General features: G+C 73.8%; 17 protein-coding genes and 1 pseudogene. 8 read left to right on the forward strand and 10 right to left on the reverse strand.

The features are described from left to right. Window positions 1–17 precede the first annotated feature (17 nt). From ACFC09_RS15975 to ACFC09_RS15985, 3 genes and pseudogenes are all read left to right on the forward strand, one after another. Window positions 18–995 carry a ferric reductase-like transmembrane domain-containing protein gene (locus ACFC09_RS15975; RefSeq protein ID WP_376528058.1) on the forward strand — a complete coding sequence of 326 codons (978 nt, stop codon included), beginning with the start codon at window positions 18–20 and terminating at the stop codon, window positions 993–995. A gap of 41 nt (window positions 996–1,036) precedes the next feature. Next, window positions 1,037–1,228, forward strand: a pseudogene (locus ACFC09_RS15980) (ABC transporter substrate-binding protein); the annotation flags it as partial. 330 nt (window positions 1,229–1,558) lie between these two features. Then, the gene (locus ACFC09_RS15985; protein WP_376528061.1) at window positions 1,559–3,919 is read left to right on the forward strand and encodes an MFS transporter; all 2,361 of its coding nucleotides are present in this window, start codon (window positions 1,559–1,561) and stop codon (window positions 3,917–3,919) included. A 69-nt stretch (window positions 3,920–3,988) separates the two neighbouring features. On the opposite strand, the gene ACFC09_RS15990 is transcribed toward ACFC09_RS15985, so the two are convergent. Both ACFC09_RS15990 and ACFC09_RS15995 read right to left on the reverse strand, forming a co-directional pair. After that, window positions 3,989–4,705 carry an SRPBCC family protein gene (locus tag ACFC09_RS15990; RefSeq protein WP_376528064.1) on the reverse strand — a complete coding sequence of 239 codons (717 nt, stop codon included), beginning with the start codon at window positions 4,703–4,705 and terminating at the stop codon, window positions 3,989–3,991. A gap of 108 nt (window positions 4,706–4,813) precedes the next feature. Beyond that, on the reverse strand, window positions 4,814–5,845 hold the full coding sequence (locus tag ACFC09_RS15995; RefSeq protein WP_376528067.1) for a medium chain dehydrogenase/reductase family protein: 1,032 nt from the start codon (window positions 5,843–5,845) through the stop codon (window positions 4,814–4,816). Window positions 5,846–6,096: 251 nt separating this feature from the next. Between ACFC09_RS15995 and ACFC09_RS16000 the strand changes: the two genes are divergently transcribed. Then, window positions 6,097–6,744 carry a TetR/AcrR family transcriptional regulator gene (locus ACFC09_RS16000; RefSeq protein ID WP_376528069.1) on the forward strand — a complete coding sequence of 216 codons (648 nt, stop codon included), beginning with the start codon at window positions 6,097–6,099 and terminating at the stop codon, window positions 6,742–6,744. 61 nt (window positions 6,745–6,805) lie between these two features. On the opposite strand, the gene ACFC09_RS16005 is transcribed toward ACFC09_RS16000, so the two are convergent. The 4 genes from ACFC09_RS16005 to ACFC09_RS16020 form a co-directional block, all read right to left on the reverse strand. Then, entirely contained in the window at window positions 6,806–7,603 is a 798-nt protein-coding gene (locus tag ACFC09_RS16005; protein ID WP_376528072.1) for an alpha/beta fold hydrolase, read from the reverse strand. Between the two features lie 335 nt (window positions 7,604–7,938). After that, entirely contained in the window at window positions 7,939–8,964 is a 1,026-nt protein-coding gene (locus tag ACFC09_RS16010) for a pyridoxal-phosphate dependent enzyme (RefSeq protein ID WP_376528074.1), read from the reverse strand. A 266-nt stretch (window positions 8,965–9,230) separates the two neighbouring features. After that, entirely contained in the window at window positions 9,231–10,541 is a 1,311-nt protein-coding gene (locus ACFC09_RS16015) for an FtsX-like permease family protein (protein ID WP_376528077.1), read from the reverse strand. 3 nt (window positions 10,542–10,544) lie between these two features. Beyond that, window positions 10,545–11,330 carry an ABC transporter ATP-binding protein gene (locus ACFC09_RS16020; RefSeq protein ID WP_376528080.1) on the reverse strand — a complete coding sequence of 262 codons (786 nt, stop codon included), beginning with the start codon at window positions 11,328–11,330 and terminating at the stop codon, window positions 10,545–10,547. Between the two features lie 166 nt (window positions 11,331–11,496). Here ACFC09_RS16020 and ACFC09_RS16025 point away from each other — a divergent pair, with 166 nt between their 5' ends. From ACFC09_RS16025 to ACFC09_RS16035, 3 genes are read left to right on the forward strand one after another with little or no spacing between them, the layout of a single operon-like run. Then, entirely contained in the window at window positions 11,497–12,177 is a 681-nt protein-coding gene (locus ACFC09_RS16025) for an ABC transporter permease (protein WP_376528082.1), read from the forward strand. Continuing rightward, window positions 12,174–12,845 (forward strand): ABC transporter permease, encoded by a 672-nt coding sequence (locus ACFC09_RS16030; RefSeq protein ID WP_376528422.1) that lies wholly within the window; start codon window positions 12,174–12,176, stop codon window positions 12,843–12,845. The genes ACFC09_RS16025 and ACFC09_RS16030 overlap by 4 nt, the downstream gene beginning before the upstream one ends. Continuing rightward, window positions 12,842–13,795, forward strand: a complete 954-nt coding sequence (locus ACFC09_RS16035; RefSeq protein ID WP_376528085.1) for an ABC transporter substrate-binding protein — start codon at window positions 12,842–12,844, stop codon at window positions 13,793–13,795. Before ACFC09_RS16030 ends, ACFC09_RS16035 begins: the two co-directional genes overlap by 4 nt. 203 nt (window positions 13,796–13,998) lie before the next feature. Here ACFC09_RS16035 and ACFC09_RS16040 read toward each other — a convergent pair whose 3' ends face one another. From ACFC09_RS16040 to ACFC09_RS16055, 4 genes are all read right to left on the reverse strand, one after another. Then, window positions 13,999–15,153 carry an ABC transporter ATP-binding protein gene (locus ACFC09_RS16040; protein WP_376528087.1) on the reverse strand — a complete coding sequence of 385 codons (1,155 nt, stop codon included), beginning with the start codon at window positions 15,151–15,153 and terminating at the stop codon, window positions 13,999–14,001. 146 nt (window positions 15,154–15,299) lie between these two features. Continuing rightward, the gene (locus tag ACFC09_RS16045) at window positions 15,300–15,941 is read right to left on the reverse strand and encodes a lactate utilization protein C (protein WP_376528090.1); all 642 of its coding nucleotides are present in this window, start codon (window positions 15,939–15,941) and stop codon (window positions 15,300–15,302) included. Beyond that, window positions 15,938–17,452: a LutB/LldF family L-lactate oxidation iron-sulfur protein gene (locus ACFC09_RS16050; RefSeq protein WP_376528093.1), complete on the reverse strand. Its 1,515-nt coding sequence runs from the start codon at window positions 17,450–17,452 to the stop codon at window positions 15,938–15,940. Before ACFC09_RS16050 ends, ACFC09_RS16045 begins: the two co-directional genes overlap by 4 nt. Continuing rightward, window positions 17,449–18,204, reverse strand: coding sequence for a (Fe-S)-binding protein (locus ACFC09_RS16055; protein ID WP_376528096.1), 756 nt, complete (start codon window positions 18,202–18,204; stop codon window positions 17,449–17,451). Before ACFC09_RS16055 ends, ACFC09_RS16050 begins: the two co-directional genes overlap by 4 nt. 253 nt (window positions 18,205–18,457) lie before the next feature. Between ACFC09_RS16055 and ACFC09_RS16060 the strand changes: the two genes are divergently transcribed. Then, a complete protein-coding gene (locus tag ACFC09_RS16060) occupies window positions 18,458–19,756 on the forward strand; it encodes an alpha/beta fold hydrolase (RefSeq protein ID WP_376528098.1) in 1,299 nt (432 codons plus the stop codon). Window positions 19,757–19,785: the final 29 nt, after the last annotated feature.

The raw sequence follows: 19,785 nt of genomic DNA on the forward strand, positions 1-19,785 counted from the left end.
CGACGAAAGGCCGCACGATGACGTCATCGCCGACGCAACCCGATTCCGAACCGGCCGACGACCCTGCCACGGACGCCGATGACCGGCAGCAGCGACGTACGACGTTACGGTCCGATCTGCGCGCCGCCCTGCCGGACGGCCTGATCGCGCTGGTGGTGACCGCCGCCGTCTTCGCCCTCCTCTACGCCCGCATCCGGGCCGAGACCTCCTCGACCGTCTCCGTCATGCCCTTCATGGCCGACGAGGGCGAATTCTGGATGTACTTCCTCAGCCAGGCATTCGGCTGGTCCGCGCTGCTGTGGGCCTGGATCACCGTCGTCCTCGGACTGACGCTCTCCGGCCCCCGCCCCTCCTGGCCACGGCTCTCCGGCCGGCGCCTCGAAAGCCTGCACCGCACCACCAGCCTCAACACCATCGCTCTCATCGCCGCGCACGCGCTGCTGTTCGCCGCCCAACTTGTCCGCTCCGACACCGCAGGCCGGCCCTCCGCGATCGCCACGGCCTTCGTGGAGACCTTCGTCCCGGGCGGCTACGACTCGGGCACCGGCAAGCTCGCCATCCCCCTCGGGCAAGCCGCCCTCTACCTGGCCGTCCCCCTCGGCCTGCTGTTCTACGTCAGGCACCGCATCGGCCCCAGAACCTGGCGTGTCCTGCACCGCTGCGTGATCGTCGGCTACGCCCTGAGCGTCTGGCACACGCTCCTCTACGGAACGAACGTCTGGTACGACGGCTGGTTCCGCACCGCGATCTGGCTGCTCCAACTCCCCATCGCCGCGATCCTCCTGATGCGCCTCCTCCAACCCGCCAGGCGCTCGGAGAAACTGCGCGGCCTTCGTGCCCACACCGGGTCGTCGGCGGGCTGGGCCCTACGCCTGACCGGCCGCCTCGCCGCAGCAGGCGCGATCGTCGTTCTGATCGCCGTGGTCATCAGCGGAAACGACGGGGGCCGCACCGTACCTCCGACGGACACCTCGTCCACCCACGTGCACGACTGAACCCGCCCTGCGCCCCGTTCCCCCGCAGCGCCGAAGGCACCCTGCGTTCCCGTCCCACCCGACGAATACAAGCCGCCGCAGTGGTAGCGGCATTGGTCGCAGGCGGCGCGGCCTGTTCGGTACCCGGCGGCAGCGGGGAGGGCGGCGGGGCCGCCGAGTCCGTCGTGATCGGTGTGGCCGCGGAGCCGGACACCCTCGGTCCGTTGCTCGGCTACGGCAAGGACGGCAACTCCAACGCGCCTGCCTCGCCCGCGCCCGGCGGCAGCGGTACGCAAGGCTGAACAGCCGACCCCACGGCGTGACGGCCGGCCTGCTGAAGCCGCTCGGACCCGAGCGCCCGCAGAGGGACGGCCGGGACAGGGCGGATGAGATGACCATGACTCCGGAGGGGTCGATGGTTCCGCTCGCCGACCTGTGCGACGGCCCTCCGCCCGTGGGCGGCCGGGCGGGCGTGCCGCGGATTCCGCTCCGGCGGGCAGGTGCGATTCTCCTTACTTAAGTCAATCAATTGAATTAGAGTGGACGCAGTCGTGAGATCAGAGTGCCCGGACGGAGGCCCGACCATGGCCCATGCGCAACCCCGGCCCGCCGAGACCGTGCGGCCGTACGAGCCCGCGGTGCCGCGGACGAACCTCGTCGTCGCGGTGCTGGCCCTCGGCGGCATCGTCGTCTCGCTGATGCAGACCCTGGTGATCCCGATCGTGCCCCAACTGCCCGAGTTGTTGCACGCTCCGGCGTCGAACGCGGTTTGGGCGGTCACCGCCACACTCCTCGCCTCCGCCGTCGCCACGCCCGTCGTGGGCCGACTGGGCGACATGTACGGCAAGCGCCTGATGCTGCTGACCAGCCTCGTCATGCTGGTCGTCGGATCGGTCATCGCCGCGCTGAGCGACACGCTCGCGCCGATGATCGTCGGCCGGGCGCTGCAGGGCCTGGCGGCCGGGGTGATCCCGCTCGGCATCAGCATCATGCGGGACGAGCTGCCCGCCGAACGGCTCGGCTCCGCCACCGCCCTGATGAGCGCCTCCCTGGGCGTCGGCGGTGCCCTCGGGCTGCCCGCCGCCGCCCTCATCGCCGACCGCTACGACTGGCACATGCTGTTCTGGACCTCGGCCGTGCTCGGCCTCGTCGCCGCCGTGCTGGTCCTGTCGGTGGTACCCGAGTCCAAGGTGCGCACCGGCGGCCGGTTCGACCTGCTCGGCGCCCTCGGCATGGCGGCCGGTCTCGTCTGCCTGCTGCTGGCGATCTCCAAGGGCGGCGACTGGGGCTGGACCGGTGGCACGACCCTCGGCCTGTTCGGCGCCGCGGTCGTGGTGCTGCTCCTGTGGGGGCTGTTCGAACTGCGCTCCACACAGCCGCTGGTGGACCTGCGGGTCACGGCCCGGCGCCAGGTGCTGGTGACCAACCTCGCCTCGGTCGCCTTCGGCTTCTCCATGTTCGCGATGTCGCTGGTACTGCCGCAGCTGCTTCAGCTGCCCGCGGCGACCGGCTACGGCCTGGGCAGGTCGCTGCTGTACGCCGGACTCGTCATGGCGCCCAGCGGCCTGGTGATGATGGCCGTGGCGCCGGTGTCCGCCGCCGTCTCCAAGGCGTACGGGCCGAAGGTGACCCTCATGGGCGGGGCCGTGGTCGTGGCCGTCGGCTACGCCCTCAACATCGTGCTGATGGACGCCGTCTGGCAGCTCGTCGTGGCCTCCAGCGTCATCAGCGCCGGCATCGGCCTGGCCTACGGCGCCATGCCCGCGCTCGTCATGGCCGCCGTCGAGCCGTCCGCGACGGCGGCGGCGAACAGCCTCAACACCCTCATGCGGGCCATCGGGACCTCGACCGCCAGCGCGGTGGCGGGCGTGATCCTGGCCCAGCTGACCACGCGCTTCGGCGCCACCGCGCTGCCCTCCGAGAACGGCTTCAGGACGGTGATGGCCGCGGGTTCCGCAGCGGCGGTGCTCGCGTTCGTGGTGGCCGCCTTCATCCCGCGCCGCGGGGCCACGCCCGTGGTGGGACCGGACACCGTGCACGCCGCGTCGCCCGGCGACGTACCGCAGCCGTCCGCGCCCCCCGCCGGGCCGGTCACCGTGGTGGCGCCGGACGCGGTGGCGTCCGCCACCGACGCGAGAGGTACGCAGACGGTGGCCGCGGGACCGAGCGCTGTGGACACGGGCCCCGGTGTCCCGGTGCGCGGGCACGTCCGCGGTGCCGACGGCGTACCCGTGGCCGGTGCGCCGGTGACCCTGATCGGACTCGACGGACGCCAGCTGAACCGGGTCCTCGCACACTCCGACGGGTCGTACGCGCTCGCCGCGCCGGGGGAGGGGACGTACATCCTGATCGCGTCCGCCGCGGGCTGCCGGCCCCGCGCGGCATCGCTCGTGGTGGGCGCGGCGCCGCTGATCCACGACGTCCTGCTCGGCGGCGGCAGCGGGCTGGCCGGCGCCGTACGCAGCGCGGACAACGGGGCGCCGGTCGCGGGCGCGGTCGTCGTCGTCACCGATGTGCGCGGCGACGTCCTGGCCACCGGACGGACCGACACGCTCGGCGAGTTCAGCGTGAGCGATCTGGTGCCCGGGACGGTGACCCTCGCGGTCAGCTCGTCCGAGCACCGCCCGTCCGCGCTCCCCGTCGACCTGGCCGGCCCCACAGTCACCCGCGTGGAGATCGAACTGCGGCCCGGGGCGTACGTGCGCGGCACGGTGTCCGGCTCCGGTGTCCCGCTGGGCGACGCCCGGGTCACGCTCCTGGACGCCGCGGGCAACGTCGTCGCGACGACCGCCACCGGGGCCGACGGGGCGTACGCCTTCTCCGACCTGGACACCGGCCCTTACTCGGTCATCGCGACCGGCTACCCGCCCCGTGCGGTCGGCGTGCGGGTCGACGGCGGTGACGTCGAGGGCCACGACATCGAACTCGGTCACCCCGGCGCGTAGTCGTGCCCGGCGGGCCGGACGGACGAGCGCGCCCTCGGCACGCACAGGCGTGGAGGGCGCGCTCGTTCCTCAGTGGTGCGAGGCAGCCTCGGCGGTGGTCTTCAGGTCGCGCAGCCACAGTTCGAGGCCCTGGCCGAGGGCTCCCGTCGCGGTGGGCACGTCGGTCTCGACCTGGTCGCCGGTCCAGGTCTCCTCGGTGTCGACGCGCACGCCGCCCTTGACCTTGGTGAAGGTCCAGACGTGGACCCCCTCGTCGATGCGCAGTCCGTCCCCGATCGCGGGCCCGGTCCACCGGATGCAGGAGCCCTGCTTGATCTGGCGGACGGTGGAGGTGATGGTGAGCGTGGTTTCGGGCGTCGTCGGGGTGGCCGGCGCCGGCGTCGTCCAGCGGAACTGCGCACCCGGCCGGAGGGGACCGGGGCCGAGGCGCTCCATGGTGAGGACGGGGGCCTGCCAGGACGGCCAGCGCCGCACATCGGTCTGCACCTTCCAGATGGTGCGCAGCGGCGCGTTGATCACGACGCTGGAGCGGTAGCGGATACGGGCGTCGGGGTCGACGCCCTGCCCGCGGCACTCGACGGCGGAGTCGTGGTGGACGGACCGGCCCTGGGCGGGTGCGGCCTGGGCGCTGGCAGCGGTGGTGCCGAGGACGCCGACGGTGGTGAGCGAGACCGCGAGCACGGCGGCGCGCACGCCGGACCGGGGGCGGGCACCCGGTGAGGCGGGGCCGAGGGAGCGGCGGCCGGACCGCTGCTCGGTGGACGTGTGCGTACGGGTGCTGGACATGGGGTGGTTCCTTTCGGGTTTTCGGGTTTCCGGCCTGCCTGGTCGGCCGGACCCGTGGGTTCGTCGGACAGGGACGGCGGTTCAGGGGATGGGGACGGAGACGGCGGTTCAGGGGATGAGGACGACCTTGCCGGCGACGGTGCCGGACTCGGCCAGCCGCATGGCGTCGGCGACGCGGGTGAGCGGCAGCCGGGCGGCGATCCGCGGGGTGACGTCACCGCGCTGGAGAGCGTCGAAGACCTGGGTGAGGTCGTGCCGCAGCCGGGCCCGGAAGCGGTCCTCGGCCAGGGCGCGGCCCGCCCAGAGGTTGAAGAAGTAGGCGCGGCGGCCGTTGGGCAGGGCGTGCCACAGCCACAGCCGGCCGAGCAGTTTGAGCACCGGCAACTGCTTGGAGCCCGTGTCGTCGCGGGTGGCGGCGGTGCCGTAGGAGACGAGCGTGCCGCCGGGCGCGAGGAGCCGCCAGGAGTCGACGATGCCGCGGCCGCCGACGTGGTCGAAGACCGCGTCCACCCCGTCCGGGGCCAGTTCGCGGACTCGTGCGGCGACGTTCCCCGCGCGATAGTCGACGGGCGTGACACCCAGGTCCCGCAGGGCGTCGTGATGGCGCTCGGAGGCCGTGCCGATCACCTTCACCCCGGCGGCCCGGGCCAGTTGGACCAGGACCGTGCCGACCCCGCCGTTGGCGCCGAGCACCAGGACGGTCTGCCCGGCGCGGACGCGGGCCTTGCGGTGCAGCATCTGCCAGGCGGTGAGGCCGTTCACCACGAGCGTCTCCGCCTCCGCCGCGCCGATCCCGGCGGGCACCTCCACCACGTCGGCCGCGTCGACGACCACGTGGCTGGCCCAGCCGCCCACCTTGACCACCGCGGCCACCCGGACGCCGGTCAGGCCGGGCGGGACGCCCTCGCCGGCCCTCTCCACGGTGCCGACCAGGTCGTAGCCCGGCACGAACGGGAACGGGGGCTGGTCGTAGTACCTGCCCCGGCGCATCTGCTGCTCGGCGAAGGAGACCCCGGTCGCCTCCGTACGGATCAACACCTGTCCGGGACCCGGTGCGGGGATCGCTCCGTACCGGATCAGCAGACCCTCCGGCTCGACCCGGCCCGGCAGGACGACCTCGACGGCTCCCTCGGTGTTCACGGCTACCTCCACTGCGCTCGGCGTTCCGGTGATGCACTTTCGCGTCTGTTAGAAGTTATAACGTACGGCCGGCGTGATGGTCAATCGCATTCGCTACAACCTCTAACTGGGCTGTGTGCAGATGTCGGTCGACGGGTGCTCGGCGTGCTCGCCGGAGGGGCTGGATCGATCGAAAGGGGTGCCGACCGCTTGCGTGATACCCTCTAACTAAGTCTTAGCGTTGTAGCGACGTGGACGGGAAGGCGAAGGTCATGGCAGCACCGGGCACGAAGACTCCGCGCGAGCGTTACCGTGCGCAGGTGCGCGCGGAGGTCAAGGAACACGCGTGGGAGCAGGTCGCCACCGCCGGGGCGTCCGCGCTGTCCCTCAACGCGATCGCCAAGCGGATGGGCATGAGCGGACCGGCGCTGTACCGCTATTTCGCCAGCCGTGACGAGCTGATGACCGAGCTGATCACCGACGCGTACCGCAGCCTCGCCGACACCTTCAGCGCGGCCGCCGGGTCCGGCGCCGACCTCGCCGGACTGGCGCACGTCCTGCGCGGCTGGGCCCTGGAGGACCCGCACCGCTACTTCCTCATCTACGGCACGCCCGTCCCCGGCTACCACGCGCCCAGCGACGTCACCATGATCGCCTCCGAGATCATGGAGGTACTGCTGGACGCCTGCGCCGCGCTGCCCGCGGACCGCCCCGAGTCACCGCTCGACACCCACCTCGCGGACCACCGGCAGTGGGCGGGGGAGCATCCGGCCCCGCCCGCGGTCCTGCACCGGGCCCTCATCGTCTGGTCCCGGCTGCACGGCGTCCTGTCCCTGGAACTGGCCGGCCAGTTCCAGGGAATGGATTTCGACCCCGCCCTGCTCTACGCCGCCGAACTGGACGACCTGTTGGCGCGCTGAGCGCGGCCCGCGACGGTCCGCGGCAGGGAGCGGGCCGCCTCCGCGGATCGTCCCCCGCTGCTCAAGCGAGACGTGCGAAGAACTGCGAGAGCGCGGTGTACAGCGGTTCAGGCTGCTCCAGGTGCAGATCGTGGCCGGTGCCGGGGACGCTCATGGCCGTGGTGGCGGGCCGCTGCCGGAGCATCTGTTCCACCTCCGGTCCCGGGACGAAGCCGGACTGCGCCAGGACCACCAGCGTGGGGCACACGATCCGGCCCCACTCGCTCCAGAACGAGCGCCGGGCGTTCTCCGCCAGCGAGCGGACCAGCACCTCCCGGTCGAAGCGGGGCCACCATCCGTCCTCACGCTCCGCAAGCCCGGCCGCCCAGCCCGCGCCGACCGGTCCGCCGCCGAAGAACTCGGCTGCCGCCTGGCGGGAGGGGAACGGGGTCGGCCATGAGCCGAGCCAACGGCCGATGTCCGCCGGACCGTTCGGATTCCCGCCGGGGCCCGCCTCGATGAGCACCAGCGCCCGGACCAGTTCCGGGTGCGCCGCCGCGGTGAGCATGGCCGTGTGCCCGCCCAGCGACTGGCCGACCAGAACGGGCCGGCGCAGCGCCAGCCGATCGGCGACGGCGACCACGTCGGCGACGTAGGCCGCACGGGAGACGTCCGCCGGGCGGCGCTCGGCGGCGCCGTGCCCGCGCTGGTCGACCGCGACGACCCGGTAGCGGGAGGCCAACCGCCGTGCCAGCACGTCCCATTCACCCGCGTGACCGGCCAGGCCGTGCAGCAGCACGACGGGCTGTCCCGGGCCGCCCCAGTCCCGGCACGCGATCCGGACGCCCTCGCGTACCACCGTGTGCTCGGACCACGTCACGCAGGACCCCCGGAGAATCGGCCGGACCAGATCATCGCGCACCCGCCGCAGGATGGTCGACCGGGTTTTCCGGGCAGGCCCTGCCGTACGGCAGGGGCGGACACGCGGGGGCGCTTTGCGGCGGCGCGGCCGGGATCGGGGGCGGGCCGGGACCGCCCGCGGCCGGGCCGGGACCGCCCGCGGCCGGGCCGGTGCGGCTGCCCGCCTCGTTCGTGCTGCCGGACCGGGCTCCGGCCATGGCGCTCCGGCCATGGCGCTCCGGGGCCGCGCGGACCGGTCCTTCGCCGACCGGTGGGCCCGGGGCCCGCGGCGGCCTGCCCGTCGAGGGGCCGCGGTCAGTCGTCCGCCGGGTACGGCAGCGCGCCGCTCTCGGCGTACGCCACCGCGGCCGCGTGGCCGAACAGGCCGGGCAGGCCGCCGGTGTGCACGAAGACCGTGCGTTCGCCGGGCCGGACGTCACCGTCGCGGACCGCGGCGGCGAGACCGGCCAGGGCCCGGCCGGTGTAGACGGGATCGACGACCAGTCCCTCCGTGCGGGCGGCGAGCCGCAGCGCGTCGGCCGCCGCCGGGGTGAGCACCGGATAACCGCCGCCCACCTGGTCGGTGCGGATCCGCAGCCGCTCCGGAGCGACGGGCTCCGCGGTGAGCGGCGCCGCGAACCCGGTGACGACGGACGCCGGGTCGGCCACCGCGCCCACGTCGACGCCCAGCACGGCCTCCGCCCCCAGCGACGCCACCAGACCGGCCATGGTCCCGCCCGAGCCCAGGGCGACGACCGCGGTCCGCAGTCCCGGCACCTGCCGGCGCAACTCCTCTCCGCAGCACACATAACCGCGCGCCCCCAGCGTGCTGGACCCGCCGAACGGGACGAGCGCGGGCCGGGCACCCGCCGCCCGCAGCTGCTCGCACACCTCGGCCGCCGCCGCGTCCAGACCCGCCCGGTCCACGTCACCGGCCCAGGCCAGCCGCGCGCCGAACAGGCCGTCGAGCGCCAGGTTCCCGGACCGGGATCCACCCGGCGAGCCACCTGAGCCACCTGCGCCACCTGAGCCACCCGGGCCACCCGGGCCACCCAGTACGAGAACGACGTCCAGGCCCAGCCGGGCCCCCGCGGCCGCCGTCAGCCGGGCGTGGTTGCTCTGCGCCGCGCCGGTCGTCACCAGGGTGTCGGCACCGTCGGCGAGCGCGGCGCCGACGGTCCACTCCAGCTTGCGGACCTTGTTGCCGCCGCCGCCGAGACCGGTCAGGTCGTCGCGTTTGACCCACAGGTCGTCGGGGCCGAGCCCGAGCGCGGCGGCCAGCCGGGGTGCCGGTTCCACGGGCGTGGGGAAGGTGCCGAGCGCCACGGGTGGCCGGCTCATGTCGTAGCTCCTCGTCTGTGGGCGGACGTACGGCAAGTCGACCACACGGGCGCCCCCTCGGTCACTCCGGCGGGGCGCCGCACGACCAGGCCGCCGGGCCGCCGGCCACTGGACCGCCGGAGCCATCGGACCGCCGGGGCCGCCGAACCTCCGGGACTTCGGGCCGTACCGTGGGCGAGCAGCGGAGGACGCGAGGCGCGGGTGACCGGCACGCGAGTGCGGGGGTGCCCGCCGTCGCGGCGCGCGCCCCCGTACTCCCGGGGCGGTCACACCGCCCTCGTCACCGCCCCGATCGCCGGGGTCCGCAGCACCCGCCGCGCCGTGAGCAGGCTCGTCCCCAGCGTCACCGCCGCGGCCACCGCGCACACCGCGAGCCAGATGCCGAGCGTCCGACCGGGCAGCGTGCCGTCGGTGCGGACCATGGTGAACGGGACGATCCCGGCCGGCGCCGCCAGCGAACCCAGCGCCACCCCCACCACCGTGAGCACCACGGACTCCGCGCCCACCGTGCCCAGCACCTGGACCGGGGTCGCCCCCGCCAGCCGCTGCCGGCCGAACTCCGAACTGCGGTAGGACGTCGCCGCGTACAGCGAGTTGACCAGCATGATGCAGACGAACACCGCGATGACGCCGACGACCGTCAGATTCAGCGTCTCCAGGTTCTTCGCGTCCACCGACTTGCGCAGCCCCGAGGCCGCGACGGCGTCGGACTCCACCGACTGCATGGTCACCGTCGCCGTACTGATGGCGGTGAACAGGACCAGCGCCATCAGGACCCCCGACAGCTCGTCCACCCGGCGACGCAGATTGCGCACCGCCAGCCAGCCGCTCGCCCCGCCCAGCGGCAGCCCGGCGAGCAGCGCACCGAGCAGCCGCGGCGCCAGCAGCGCGCACCCCACCGACAGCAGGATCGCCCCGTACGCCGGCGCGGCCATCAGCGCCGCGTCCGTCGCCGAGAACGCGAACGTGCTCGCCGCCGCCAGCGCACCGGCGGCCAGCGCGCCGTAGGCGAGCAGCGTCCGCGCCCTGGCCCGCCGCACGCCCCGCCGCGTCGCCCGGCGCACGGCGAGGAACGCCGCGCCCGCCGACGCGAGCAGTGTGACGCCCGTACCGGACAGCAGGGCGACAGGGCCGAGGACGAGGTCGACGGAGCGGGACACCTGACCGCTGTCCTGGAACGCGTCGAGCAGGGCCCGCCCGCCCAGTACCGCCGGACCGAGCGCCAGCACCACGCCGACCACGGCGACCGCCACCGCCTCGCCCACGACCATCCGCCTGATCTGCGCGGGAGTCGCCCCCGAGCAGCGCAGCAGCTCCAGCTCCGCCGCCCGCTGACGCACGTTCACCGTCAGCGTGGAGGCCACCGCGAAGAAGACCAGCAGGGTGCCGTAGCCGCCGACGACGCCCGCAGAGGTGGTCAGCGTCCGCGCGCTGACCTCGTCGACGCCCGGCTGTCCGGCCGTGTCGTGCAGCGAGCCGAAGGCCATGACGAGCGCCGCGCCCAGGAACGCCGACAGCAGGGTCGCCAGGAACCGTCCGGGGCGCCCCCGGACCGACCGCAGTGCCAGTGCCAGCATCGGTCACACCCCCGTGGGCACGTCGTCGCCCAGGTGCGCGAGCCGCTCCGCGACCGCGTCGACCGTCGGGGCCGGCAACCGCCCCACGAGCCGCCCGTCGGCCAGGAACAGCACCGAGTCGGCGTACGCGGCGGCGACCGGGTCGTGCGTCACCATCACCACGGTCCGGCCGTGCACCACGACCGACTCCCGCAGCAGCTCCAGCACCTCCCGCGCGCTCCGGGTGTCCAGCGCCCCGGTCGGCTCGTCCGCGAAGATCAGCCGTGGCTCGGTGACCAGCGCCCGCGCGATCGCCACCCGCTGCCGCTGACCGCCGGACAACTGGCTCGGCAGTTGCCCCAGCCGGTCGCCGAGCCCGACGGCCGTCAGCGCCTCCCGGGCCCGCTTCCGGTCCACGCGCCGTCCCGCGAGCCGCAGCGGCAGCACCGTGTTCTGCGCCACCGTGAGCGTGTCCAGCAGGTTGTACTGCTGGAAGACGAACCCGACCCGGCTGCGCCGGAACCGGGTCAGCTCCGCCTCGCCGGAACCCGTCATCTCCGTACCGTCGACGAACACGATCCCGCTGTCGGGCCGGTCCAGCCCGGCCGCGCACTGCAACAGCGTGGACTTGCCGGACCCCGACGGGCCCATCACCGCCGTGAACGTGCCCCGCTCCAGGCTGAGCGTCACCCCGTCCAGCGCCCTGACGGCGCCGTCGCCGCTGCCGTAGGTCTTGGTGACCTCGACCAGCCGCAGCGCCTCGGCGGCGGGCCCCGTGTCGTAGGCGTGTCGCGACCGCGTGCGCACCATGTCATCCCTCTCCGTCCGGCACTCCCTGTGCCCCGTCGACGAAGCTACGGAGACGGCGGCCCCGGCACACGGGGCGCAGAACCCGTATCGGCGGGTGTAGTCACCGACACCCCGTACGGGTCAGCACAACGAGCCGACCCCGTGGCCCGCCCGGTGCAATGGACCCGTGACCGCGCCTCCGGACGACTGCCTCGCGCGCAACGAATGGATCTGCGGCGCGTATCTGAGCACCCGGCGCCACATCCTGCTCGACGCAGTGGCCCAGCATCTGCAACTGACCGTCCTGTCGGTGCTGATCGGCCTGGCCGTCGCCGTGCCGCTGGCCGTGCTCGCCCGCCGCTGGACCTGGGCCGCCGCACCCGTCCTCGTGGTCACGACGATCCTCTACACGATCCCGTCCCTGGCGATGTTCTCCCTGCTCCTGCCCGTGTACGGGCTCTCCGCCACCCTGGTGGTCGGCGGGCTCGTGCTCTACTCGCTCACCCTGCTCGTCCGCAACATCCTGGCCGGTCTGCGCGCCGTCCCCGAGGAGACCCGGCAGGCCGCCCGCGGCATGGGGTACGGCCCGGTCCGGCTGCTGCTCACCGTCGAGCTGCCGCTCGCCCTGCCCGCCGGCATGGCCGGGCTGCGCATCGCCACCGTCTCGGCCGTGTCCCTGGTGACCGTCGGCGCGATCGTCGGCTTCGGAGGGCTCGGCAACCTCATCTACGCGGGCATGAACACCTACTTCAAGGCGCAGGTGCTCACGGCGTCGGTGCTGTGCGTGCTGATCGCGGTGGCCGCCGATCTGCTCCTGCTCGGCGTGCAGTGGCTGATCACGCCCTGGGCGCGGGCGGCCCGCACGTGAAGATCCTCACCGCCACCTGGCACTGGCTCGCCGACCCGGCGCACTGGACGGGCGACGACGGGATCCGGCACCGGCTGGCGCAGCACCTCGTGCTCACCGCTGTCTGCCTGGTCGTCAGCTGCCTGGTCGCCCTGCCCGTCGCCCTCGTCCTCGGTCACCTCGGCAGGGGCGGCGCCCTCGCCGTCAACATCTCCAACGCGGGCCGGGCGGTGCCCACCTTCGCCGTGCTGGTCCTGTTGCTGCTGACCCCGGTCGGCCGCTGGGGGGAGGGGCCCACCGTCGTGGCCCTGGTGCTGTTCGCCGTGCCACCGCTGCTCACCAACGCCTACGTCGGTATGCGCGAGGTGGACCGCAGTGTCGTCGGGGCGGCCCGCGGGATGGGGATGACCGGGTGGCAGCTGCTGTGCCAGGTGGAGCTGCCGCTCGCCCTTCCGCTGATCCTCAACGGGGTGCGGATCGCCGCCGTCCAGCTCGTCGCGACCGCGACCATCGCCGCGCTGGCGGGCGGGGGCGGGCTCGGCCGCATCATCACGGCGGGCTTCAACCTCGCCAGCACGCCGCAGGTGGTGGCCGGGGCGCTGCTCGTCGCCGTCTTCGCCCTGGTCGTCGAGGCCCTCTTCGAGACCGTCGAACGACTCTCCCCCCGCTGGGTGCGGGGCGCCCGGTGAACCGCCGCCGCACCACCGCCGGCGTCCTCGCCGCGGTGGTGCTCCTCGCGCTCGCCGGGTGTGTCAGCGGGCCCTCCCTGGAGAACCGGGGCGCGGTCACCGCGTCGCCCGGCGACCGCCATCGGCTGACCGTCGGCTCGGCCGGCTTCACCGAGAGCGATCTGCTCGCGCAGATGTACGCGCTGCTGCTGAACCGGGCCGGCTACCGGACCTCCCTCCTCACCGTCGCCAACCGCGAGCTGTACGAACCCGCGCTGGAATCGGGCCAGATCGACGTCGTGCCGGAGTACGCGGCGACCTTCGCCGACTGGCTCAACGCCAGGGCCGGCGGCCCGGACGCGCCGCCGGCCGGCTCGCCCGACCTCGCCGCCACCATGACCGCGCTGCGCAGGCTCGCCACGCCCCGCGGCCTGACCGTCCTCGACCCCGGACGGGCGGTCGCCCGGAACGCCTTCGCGGTGGCCGGGTCGTTCGCCCGCGAACACGGGCTCAGGACGCTCAGCGACCTGGGCGCGTCGGGACTGCCGGTGCGGCTCGCCGCGGGCGACGAGTGCGTGCAACGGCCTTACTGCGCACCGGGGTTGAAGAAGACCTACGGCATCGACCTCGTCGCCGTCGACCCCAAGGGGGTCGGTACCACCCAGGCCAAGCGTGCCGTGCAGAGCGGTCAGGACCAGATGGTCCTCACCACCACCACGGACGCCACCCTCGACCAGTTCGGCCTGGTCCTGCTCGCCGACGACAAGCACCTGCAGAACGCCGACTACGTCGTCCCGGTGGTCAACCGCTCGCGGGCCGGCGGCGAGGGCGTCACCAAGGCGCTCGGCAGGCTCAACGCCGTCCTCACCACGGCGGACCTGGCCGCCATGAACCAGCAGGTGGACAGCTGGCGCCGACTGCCCGCGGACGTGGCCGGGGCCTATCTGCGGGACAAGGGCCTGCTCAAGTGACCGTGCTCCGCGGCGGCGCGCCGCGGCCGTGCACCGGCCAGGCGTGCCTCGGCCGTTCTCCTGCTGGGTCCGGCGTCCCCGTGGGGTCCGGCGACCCGGTGGGGCCCATGGACCCCGCGCGGTTCCGTCGACCCTGCGCGGTTCCATCGACCCTGCTCGGGTCCGGCGACCGGGCCCCGCCCGGCGGGCCGCGGCCACGCCCCTCAGGCGTCCGCCACCGAGTCGAACGCCACCTGGCCCCGTGACACCCCGCGCGCGTCCGCGTCCACCGAGCGCCGCAGCGCCTCGTGGAGTTTCGCCGGGGTCAGCACACCGAGGAAGCGCGCGCCGTCCAGCACCGCGACCCACCCCGCGTCGTACTGGAGCATCACCCCGAACGCCTGCTTCAGCGGCGTGCCCACCGCAACCCACGCCGTCATCCGGTGCGCGAGCCGGCCGACCGGGCCGTCCGCCGTGAGGGTGTCGACACCGACCCAGCCGTGCAGTTCGCCGCGAGCGTCCAGCACGACCGCCCAGCGGGCGCCCTGGTCCCGCAGCCGGTCCCGGGCGCGTCGGGCGGGTTCGTCGAGCCGGACCACCGGCGGTTGCTCCAGGTCGTCCGGCTCGACCGCGGTGACCGACAGCCGCTTCAGGCCGCGGTCGGCGCCAACGAAGGACGCCACGTACTCCGTCGCGGGCCTGCCCAGCACCGCCCCGGGCGTGTCGAACTGCTCGATCCGGCCCTGCCCGTAGACCGCGATCCGGTCGCCGAGCCGCACCGCCTCCTCGATGTCGTGCGTGACCAGCAGCACCGTCTTGCGCACCGCGGCCTGCATGCGCAGGAACTCGTCCTGCAACTGCTCGCGCACGACCGGGTCCACCGCGCCGAACGGCTCGTCCATGAGCAGCACCGGCGGGTCGGCCGCGAGCGCCCGCGCCACCCCGACCCGCTGCCGCTGCCCGCCCGACAACTGCTCCGGATAGCGCGGCCCGTACGTGGCGGGATCGAGCCCCACCAGATCGAGCAGTTCCGCGGCGCGCGCCCGCGCCCTCGCCTTCTTCCAGCCGACCAGGGCCGGGACCGTCGCCGTGTTGTCGAGGACCGTGCGGTGCGGGAACAGCCCCACCTGCTGGATGACGTAACCGATCCGGCGGCGCAGCCGCACGGGGTCGACCGTGGCGACGTCCTCGCCGTCGACGAGGATGCGGCCCCCGGTCGGTTCGATGAGCCGGTTGACCATCATCATGGTCGTGGTCTTGCCGCAGCCGGACGGGCCGACGAGCGTGACGAGTTCACCCTCGGACACCTCGAAGGAGAGGTCGTCCACGGCCGTCGTACCGTCCGGGTAGCGCTTGGTGACCTGCTCGAACCGGATCATTCCCTCACGCTAGCCCGGCCGGTCGCGGCTCGCCCGGCACCGGGCGGCCGAAGGGATGACGCCGTCACCGCCGCGGACGCGCCCCGGAGTCCGAGCCCCCGCTGCCGGGCGGCCCGGGGCCCGGCGGGGTCGCGCGGCCCGGCGTGTCAGTCGGCCAGGACGACCTCCAGCGTCCGCGGCCCGTGCACCCCCTCGACCCGGTCCAGCTCGATGTCGCTGGTCGCCGACGGGCCGGAGATCCAGGTCAACGGCCGTGTCGGGGCGAGGCGTTCGAGGGCCTGCGGGACGGCGGAGACGACCTGGCCGGGCACGCGGACCACGCAGATGTGGTGGTCCGGGACCAGGGTGATCCGGCGGCGGCCCTGCTCCGGACCGCCGTCCAGCACGATGGTGCCGGTCTCGGCGATCGCGACCGCGCACCCGGTGACCACGCTGTCCACCCGGTCGAGCTGGTGCGGGGTGCTGTCCGCCCGGTCGGCGACCCGCGCCACGTCCGTGGCCGCGAGCCAGCCCTCGTCGAGTCCGGGCGGCACCAGCACCGACGTCGACCCGCGCTCCGCGAGCAACCGGGCGATCACCGACGCCAGTTCACCGGCCGCGCAGCGGTGCACCACGGCCCGGTAGTCGGCGAGGTTCTCCGCTAGCAGGTCCACGGTCTCCTCGACGCCGCGCTCCCCGTGGGCCCGCAGATAGTCCCGGGCGACGGCCCGCTCGTAGGGCGTGTCGTCGCCCGGTACGTCGGCCAGCGCGCGCCGCACCCGCCCCAGGATCCGTTCCCTGCCGCTCATCCCGCGGCCCCCTTCCCGCTGTCCGTGCCGTGGGTGCCGTGGGTGCCGTGGGTGCCGTGGGTGCGCTGCCACCAGTCCCGGAAAGGCTCCGCGGGCACCGCGGGCAGATCGCGGGTGCCGGTCCACGCCTTGCCGGGGCCGGGCAGTGAGCGGGGGTGGAGGCGGCGGGTACGGGAGGCGAGCCGCTGGCCGGCGCGCAGGGCGCCCGGGTGGGTGAACGCCCAGCGGGCCGCCCGCATCGCCGCCCGTTCGGCCGCGTGTCCCTTGGCGGGCCGCAGCACGACCTTGTTGCCCTCCCGGGTGGCGGGGCCGCCCTCGACGACGCGTTCACGCAGGTGCACCAGGACCTCGGGGATGTCGATGGCGACCGGGCACACCTCGTAGCAGGCCCCGCACAGCGAGGACGCGTACGGCAGCGAGGCGTCGATCTCGCTCGCCGTGCCCCGCAGCTGGGGGCTGAGGATGGCGCCGATCGGACCCGGGTAGACCGAGCCGTACGCATGGCCGCCCGCCCGCTCGTACACCGGGCAGACGTTCAGGCAGGCCGAGCAGCGGATGCAGCGCAGCGCCTGCCGGCCGACCTCGTCGGCGAGGGTGTCGGTGCGGCCGTTGTCGAGCAGGACCAGGTGGAAGGCGCGCGGCCCGTCCCCGTCGGTGGTGCCCGTCCACATCGACGTGTACGGGTTCATCCGCTCGGCCGTCGACGAGCGTGGCAGTGTCTGCAGGAACACTTCCAGGTCCCGCCACGTCGGCACGATCTTCTCGATGCCGACGACCGAGATCAGCGTCTCGGGGAGGGTCAGGCACATCCGGCCGTTGCCCTCGGACTCCACCACCACGAGGGTGCCGGTCTCGGCGACCATGAAGTTGGCGCCGGAGATGCCGACCTTGGCGCGCAGGAACTTCTCCCGCAGGTGCAGCCGGGCGGCCTCGGCGAGTTCGGCGGGGGAGTCGGTCAGCCCCTCCGGCGCCGGGCGGCCCCACCTGCCCATCTCCCGGGCGAAGATGTCACGGATCTCCCCGCGGTTGCGGTGGATGGCGGGGACCAGGATGTGTGAGGGCCGGTCCTTGCCCAACTGGACGATCAGCTCGGCGAGATCGGTCTCGTAGGCATGGATGCCCTCCGCCTCCAGCGCCTCGTTGAGCCCGGTCTCCTGGGTGGCCATCGACTTGACCTTGACGACCTCCGACTCGCCGGTCTCCTTGACCAGTTCGGCGACGATCCGGTTGGCCTCACCGGCGTCCGCCGCCCAGTGCACGACGCCGCCCGCCGCCGTGACCGACTCCTCCAACTGCACCAGATAGCGGTCCAGGTGGCGCAGCGTGTGGTCCTTGATCTGCTTGCCCGCCTCCCGCAGTTGCGCCCAGTCGGACACCTCCGCGACGGCGTTGGCCCGCTTGGCGCGGATGGTGTGCGTGGCGTGGCGCAGGTTGCCGCGCAGCGTCTCGTCGCGGACCGCGTCGTGCGCGGCCTTCGGGAACGCCGGCATGCCGACGAACGTTCCGCTCATAGCGCCGGCTCCTCCTCGGTGCTCGCCAGGATCTCCGCGATGTGGACCGGCCGCATCGCCGTCCCGAGGCGGGTCATCGTGCCGCCCAGGTGCATCAGACAGGAGTTGTCGGCCGCGCACAGCACGTCCGCGCCCGTCGACTCCGCGTTGCGCACCTTGTCCGTGCCCATCGCCGCCGAGACGTCCGCGTTCTTGACCGCGAACGTGCCGCCGAAGCCGCAGCACTCCTCGGCGCCCGGCAGCTCGACCAGCTCCAGCCCCCGTACCGCCCCGAGCAGCCGGCGCGGCCGTTCGCCGAGGCCCAGGCTGCGCAGCCCGTGACAGGTCGGGTGATACGTCACCCTGTGCGGGTAGTACGCGCCGACGTCCGTCACCCCCAGCACGTCCACCAGGAACTCGGTCAGCTCGTACGTCTTGGGGATCACCGGCGCGAGGGTGGCGGTGAGCGTGTCCCCGCGCCCCTCGGCGCGGGCCCGCTCGCCCAGCCGCGGATACAGCTCCCGCACCATCGCCCCGCACGACCCGGACGGGGTCACGATCGCCTCGTACTGACCGAAGACATCGGAGAAATGCCGGGCCAGCGGTTCCGTCTCGTGACGGTAGCCGGTGTTGTAGTGGGCCTGCCCGCAGCAGGTCTGGGCCATCGGGAAGTCGATGTCGACGCCCAGCCTGGTCAGCAGTTTCACCACCGCGCGGCCGGTGTCGGGATAGAGCGTGTCGTTGACACAGGTCAGGAACAGTGCGACACGCATCGCGGCTCCTATGGGTAGATCATCCGATGAGTGCAGGGTAACCGGCGACAACCCGCTGGGGGAGACCCGGTCCCGTGCGTGGCGAGCCGCGCCGCCGACGCGCGTCGGCTACGACGCCGCCCCGGCGGCCCGTCGCGCGCGCGTGGGCACCGGCGGCCGGCGTTCCGGCGGCACTCCGTGGTCCCGGGTGGCGGCCGGCCGGCGGACATGTGCTGAACTGGGACGCGACCGTCCGTCCGGCCCGGGAGACCCGTTGAGCACCAGTTACCGTCAGCCAGGTGTCGTCCTCACCGACCACCGCTTCACCGTGCCCCTGGACCACGCAGACCCGGCGGGCGAGACCATCGACCTGTACGCCCGTGAGACCGTCGCCAGCGACAAGGCGCACCAGGACCTGCCGTGGCTGGTGTACCTCCAGGGCGGCCCCGGCCACGGGGCGAACCGCTTCGTCGGCAGGCAGGCGTGGCTCGGCCGGGCGCTGGAGGAGTACCGGGTGCTCCTCCTCGACCAGCGCGGCACCGGCCACTCCACGCCCGCCACCCGGCAGACGCTGCCGCTGCGCGGCGGCCCCGCCGAACAGGCCCGCTATCTTTCCCACTTCCGTGCCGACTCGATCGTCCGCGACTGCGAGTACATCCGCCCGGCGCTGACCGGCGGCGCCCCCTGGACCGTGCTGGGCCAGAGCTACGGCGGTTTCTGCACGGTGACCTACCTGTCGCTGGCCCCCGAGGGAGTGGACACCGCGGTGATCACCGGTGGCCTGCCCTCCCTGGACGCGCACGCCGACGACGTCTACCGGGCCGCCTACCCGCGCATCGAGCGCAAGGTCAGTGCGCACTACGCCCGTTACCCGCAGGACGTGGAGCGGGCCCGGACCATCGCCGACCACCTGCTGGACCATGACGTGGTCCTGCCGAACGGCTACCGGCTCACTGTCGAGGCGTTCCAGTCCCTCGGACTCATGCTCGGCACCGCCGACGGCAGCCACCGGTTGCACCACCTGCTGGAGGACGCCTTCGTGCGCACACCGGCGGGACCGGAACTGTCCGACGCCTTCCAGGAGGCGGTCCAGGGGCTCCTCTCCTACGCCGCGTACCCGCTGTACGCCCTCGTCCACGAGTCCGCCTACGGTCAGGACGCCCGCCCCACCGCCTGGGCCGCCGAACGGGTTCGCGCCGAGTTCCCGCAGTTCGACGCGGCCAAGGCGCTCGCCGGGGACGCGCCGGTGCTGTTCACCGGGGAGACCGTCCACCCCTGGACGTTCGACGCCGATCCGGCCCTGCGCCCGCTGCGCGAGACCGCCGACCTGCTCGCCCACGCCGACTGGCAGCCCCTGTACGACCCGGCCCGGCTCGCCGCCAACGAGGTCCCGGTCGCCGCGGCCGTCTACCACGACGACATGTACGTCGACGCCGACTCCTCCCTGCGCACCGCGCGTGCGATCCGGGGCCTGCGCACCTGGGTCACCGACGAGTTCGAGCACGACGGCCTGCGCGTCGGCGCGCCCCGGGTCCTGGACCGGCTGCTGGCACTGACTCGCGACGAGGTGTGACCCGCGACGAGCTGTGACCCGCGCCCGCA

The organism is Streptomyces sp. NPDC056161 (assembly GCF_042268025.1).
In the GTDB taxonomy this organism is placed as follows: Bacteria; Actinomycetota; Actinomycetes; order Streptomycetales; family Streptomycetaceae; genus Streptomyces.

Bases quoted from the DNA above. Each gene is read 5' to 3' on its own strand.
- ACFC09_RS15975 (WP_376528058.1), top strand. From the start codon at position 18: ATGACGTCATCGCCGACGCAACCCGATTCCGAACCGGCCGACGACCCT.
- ACFC09_RS15985 (WP_376528061.1), top strand. From the start codon at position 1,559: ATGGCCCATGCGCAACCCCGGCCCGCCGAGACCGTGCGGCCGTACGAG.
- ACFC09_RS15990 (WP_376528064.1), bottom strand. From the start codon at position 4,705: ATGTCCAGCACCCGTACGCACACGTCCACCGAGCAGCGGTCCGGCCGC.
- ACFC09_RS16000 (WP_376528069.1), top strand. From the start codon at position 6,097: ATGGCAGCACCGGGCACGAAGACTCCGCGCGAGCGTTACCGTGCGCAG.
- ACFC09_RS16010 (WP_376528074.1), bottom strand. From the start codon at position 8,964: ATGAGCCGGCCACCCGTGGCGCTCGGCACCTTCCCCACGCCCGTGGAA.
- ACFC09_RS16015 (WP_376528077.1), bottom strand. From the start codon at position 10,541: ATGCTGGCACTGGCACTGCGGTCGGTCCGGGGGCGCCCCGGACGGTTC.
- ACFC09_RS16020 (WP_376528080.1), bottom strand. From the start codon at position 11,330: ATGGTGCGCACGCGGTCGCGACACGCCTACGACACGGGGCCCGCCGCC.
- ACFC09_RS16040 (WP_376528087.1), bottom strand. From the start codon at position 15,153: ATGATCCGGTTCGAGCAGGTCACCAAGCGCTACCCGGACGGTACGACG.
- ACFC09_RS16045 (WP_376528090.1), bottom strand. From the start codon at position 15,941: ATGAGCGGCAGGGAACGGATCCTGGGGCGGGTGCGGCGCGCGCTGGCC.
- ACFC09_RS16050 (WP_376528093.1), bottom strand. From the start codon at position 17,452: ATGAGCGGAACGTTCGTCGGCATGCCGGCGTTCCCGAAGGCCGCGCAC.
- ACFC09_RS16055 (WP_376528096.1), bottom strand. From the start codon at position 18,204: ATGCGTGTCGCACTGTTCCTGACCTGTGTCAACGACACGCTCTATCCC.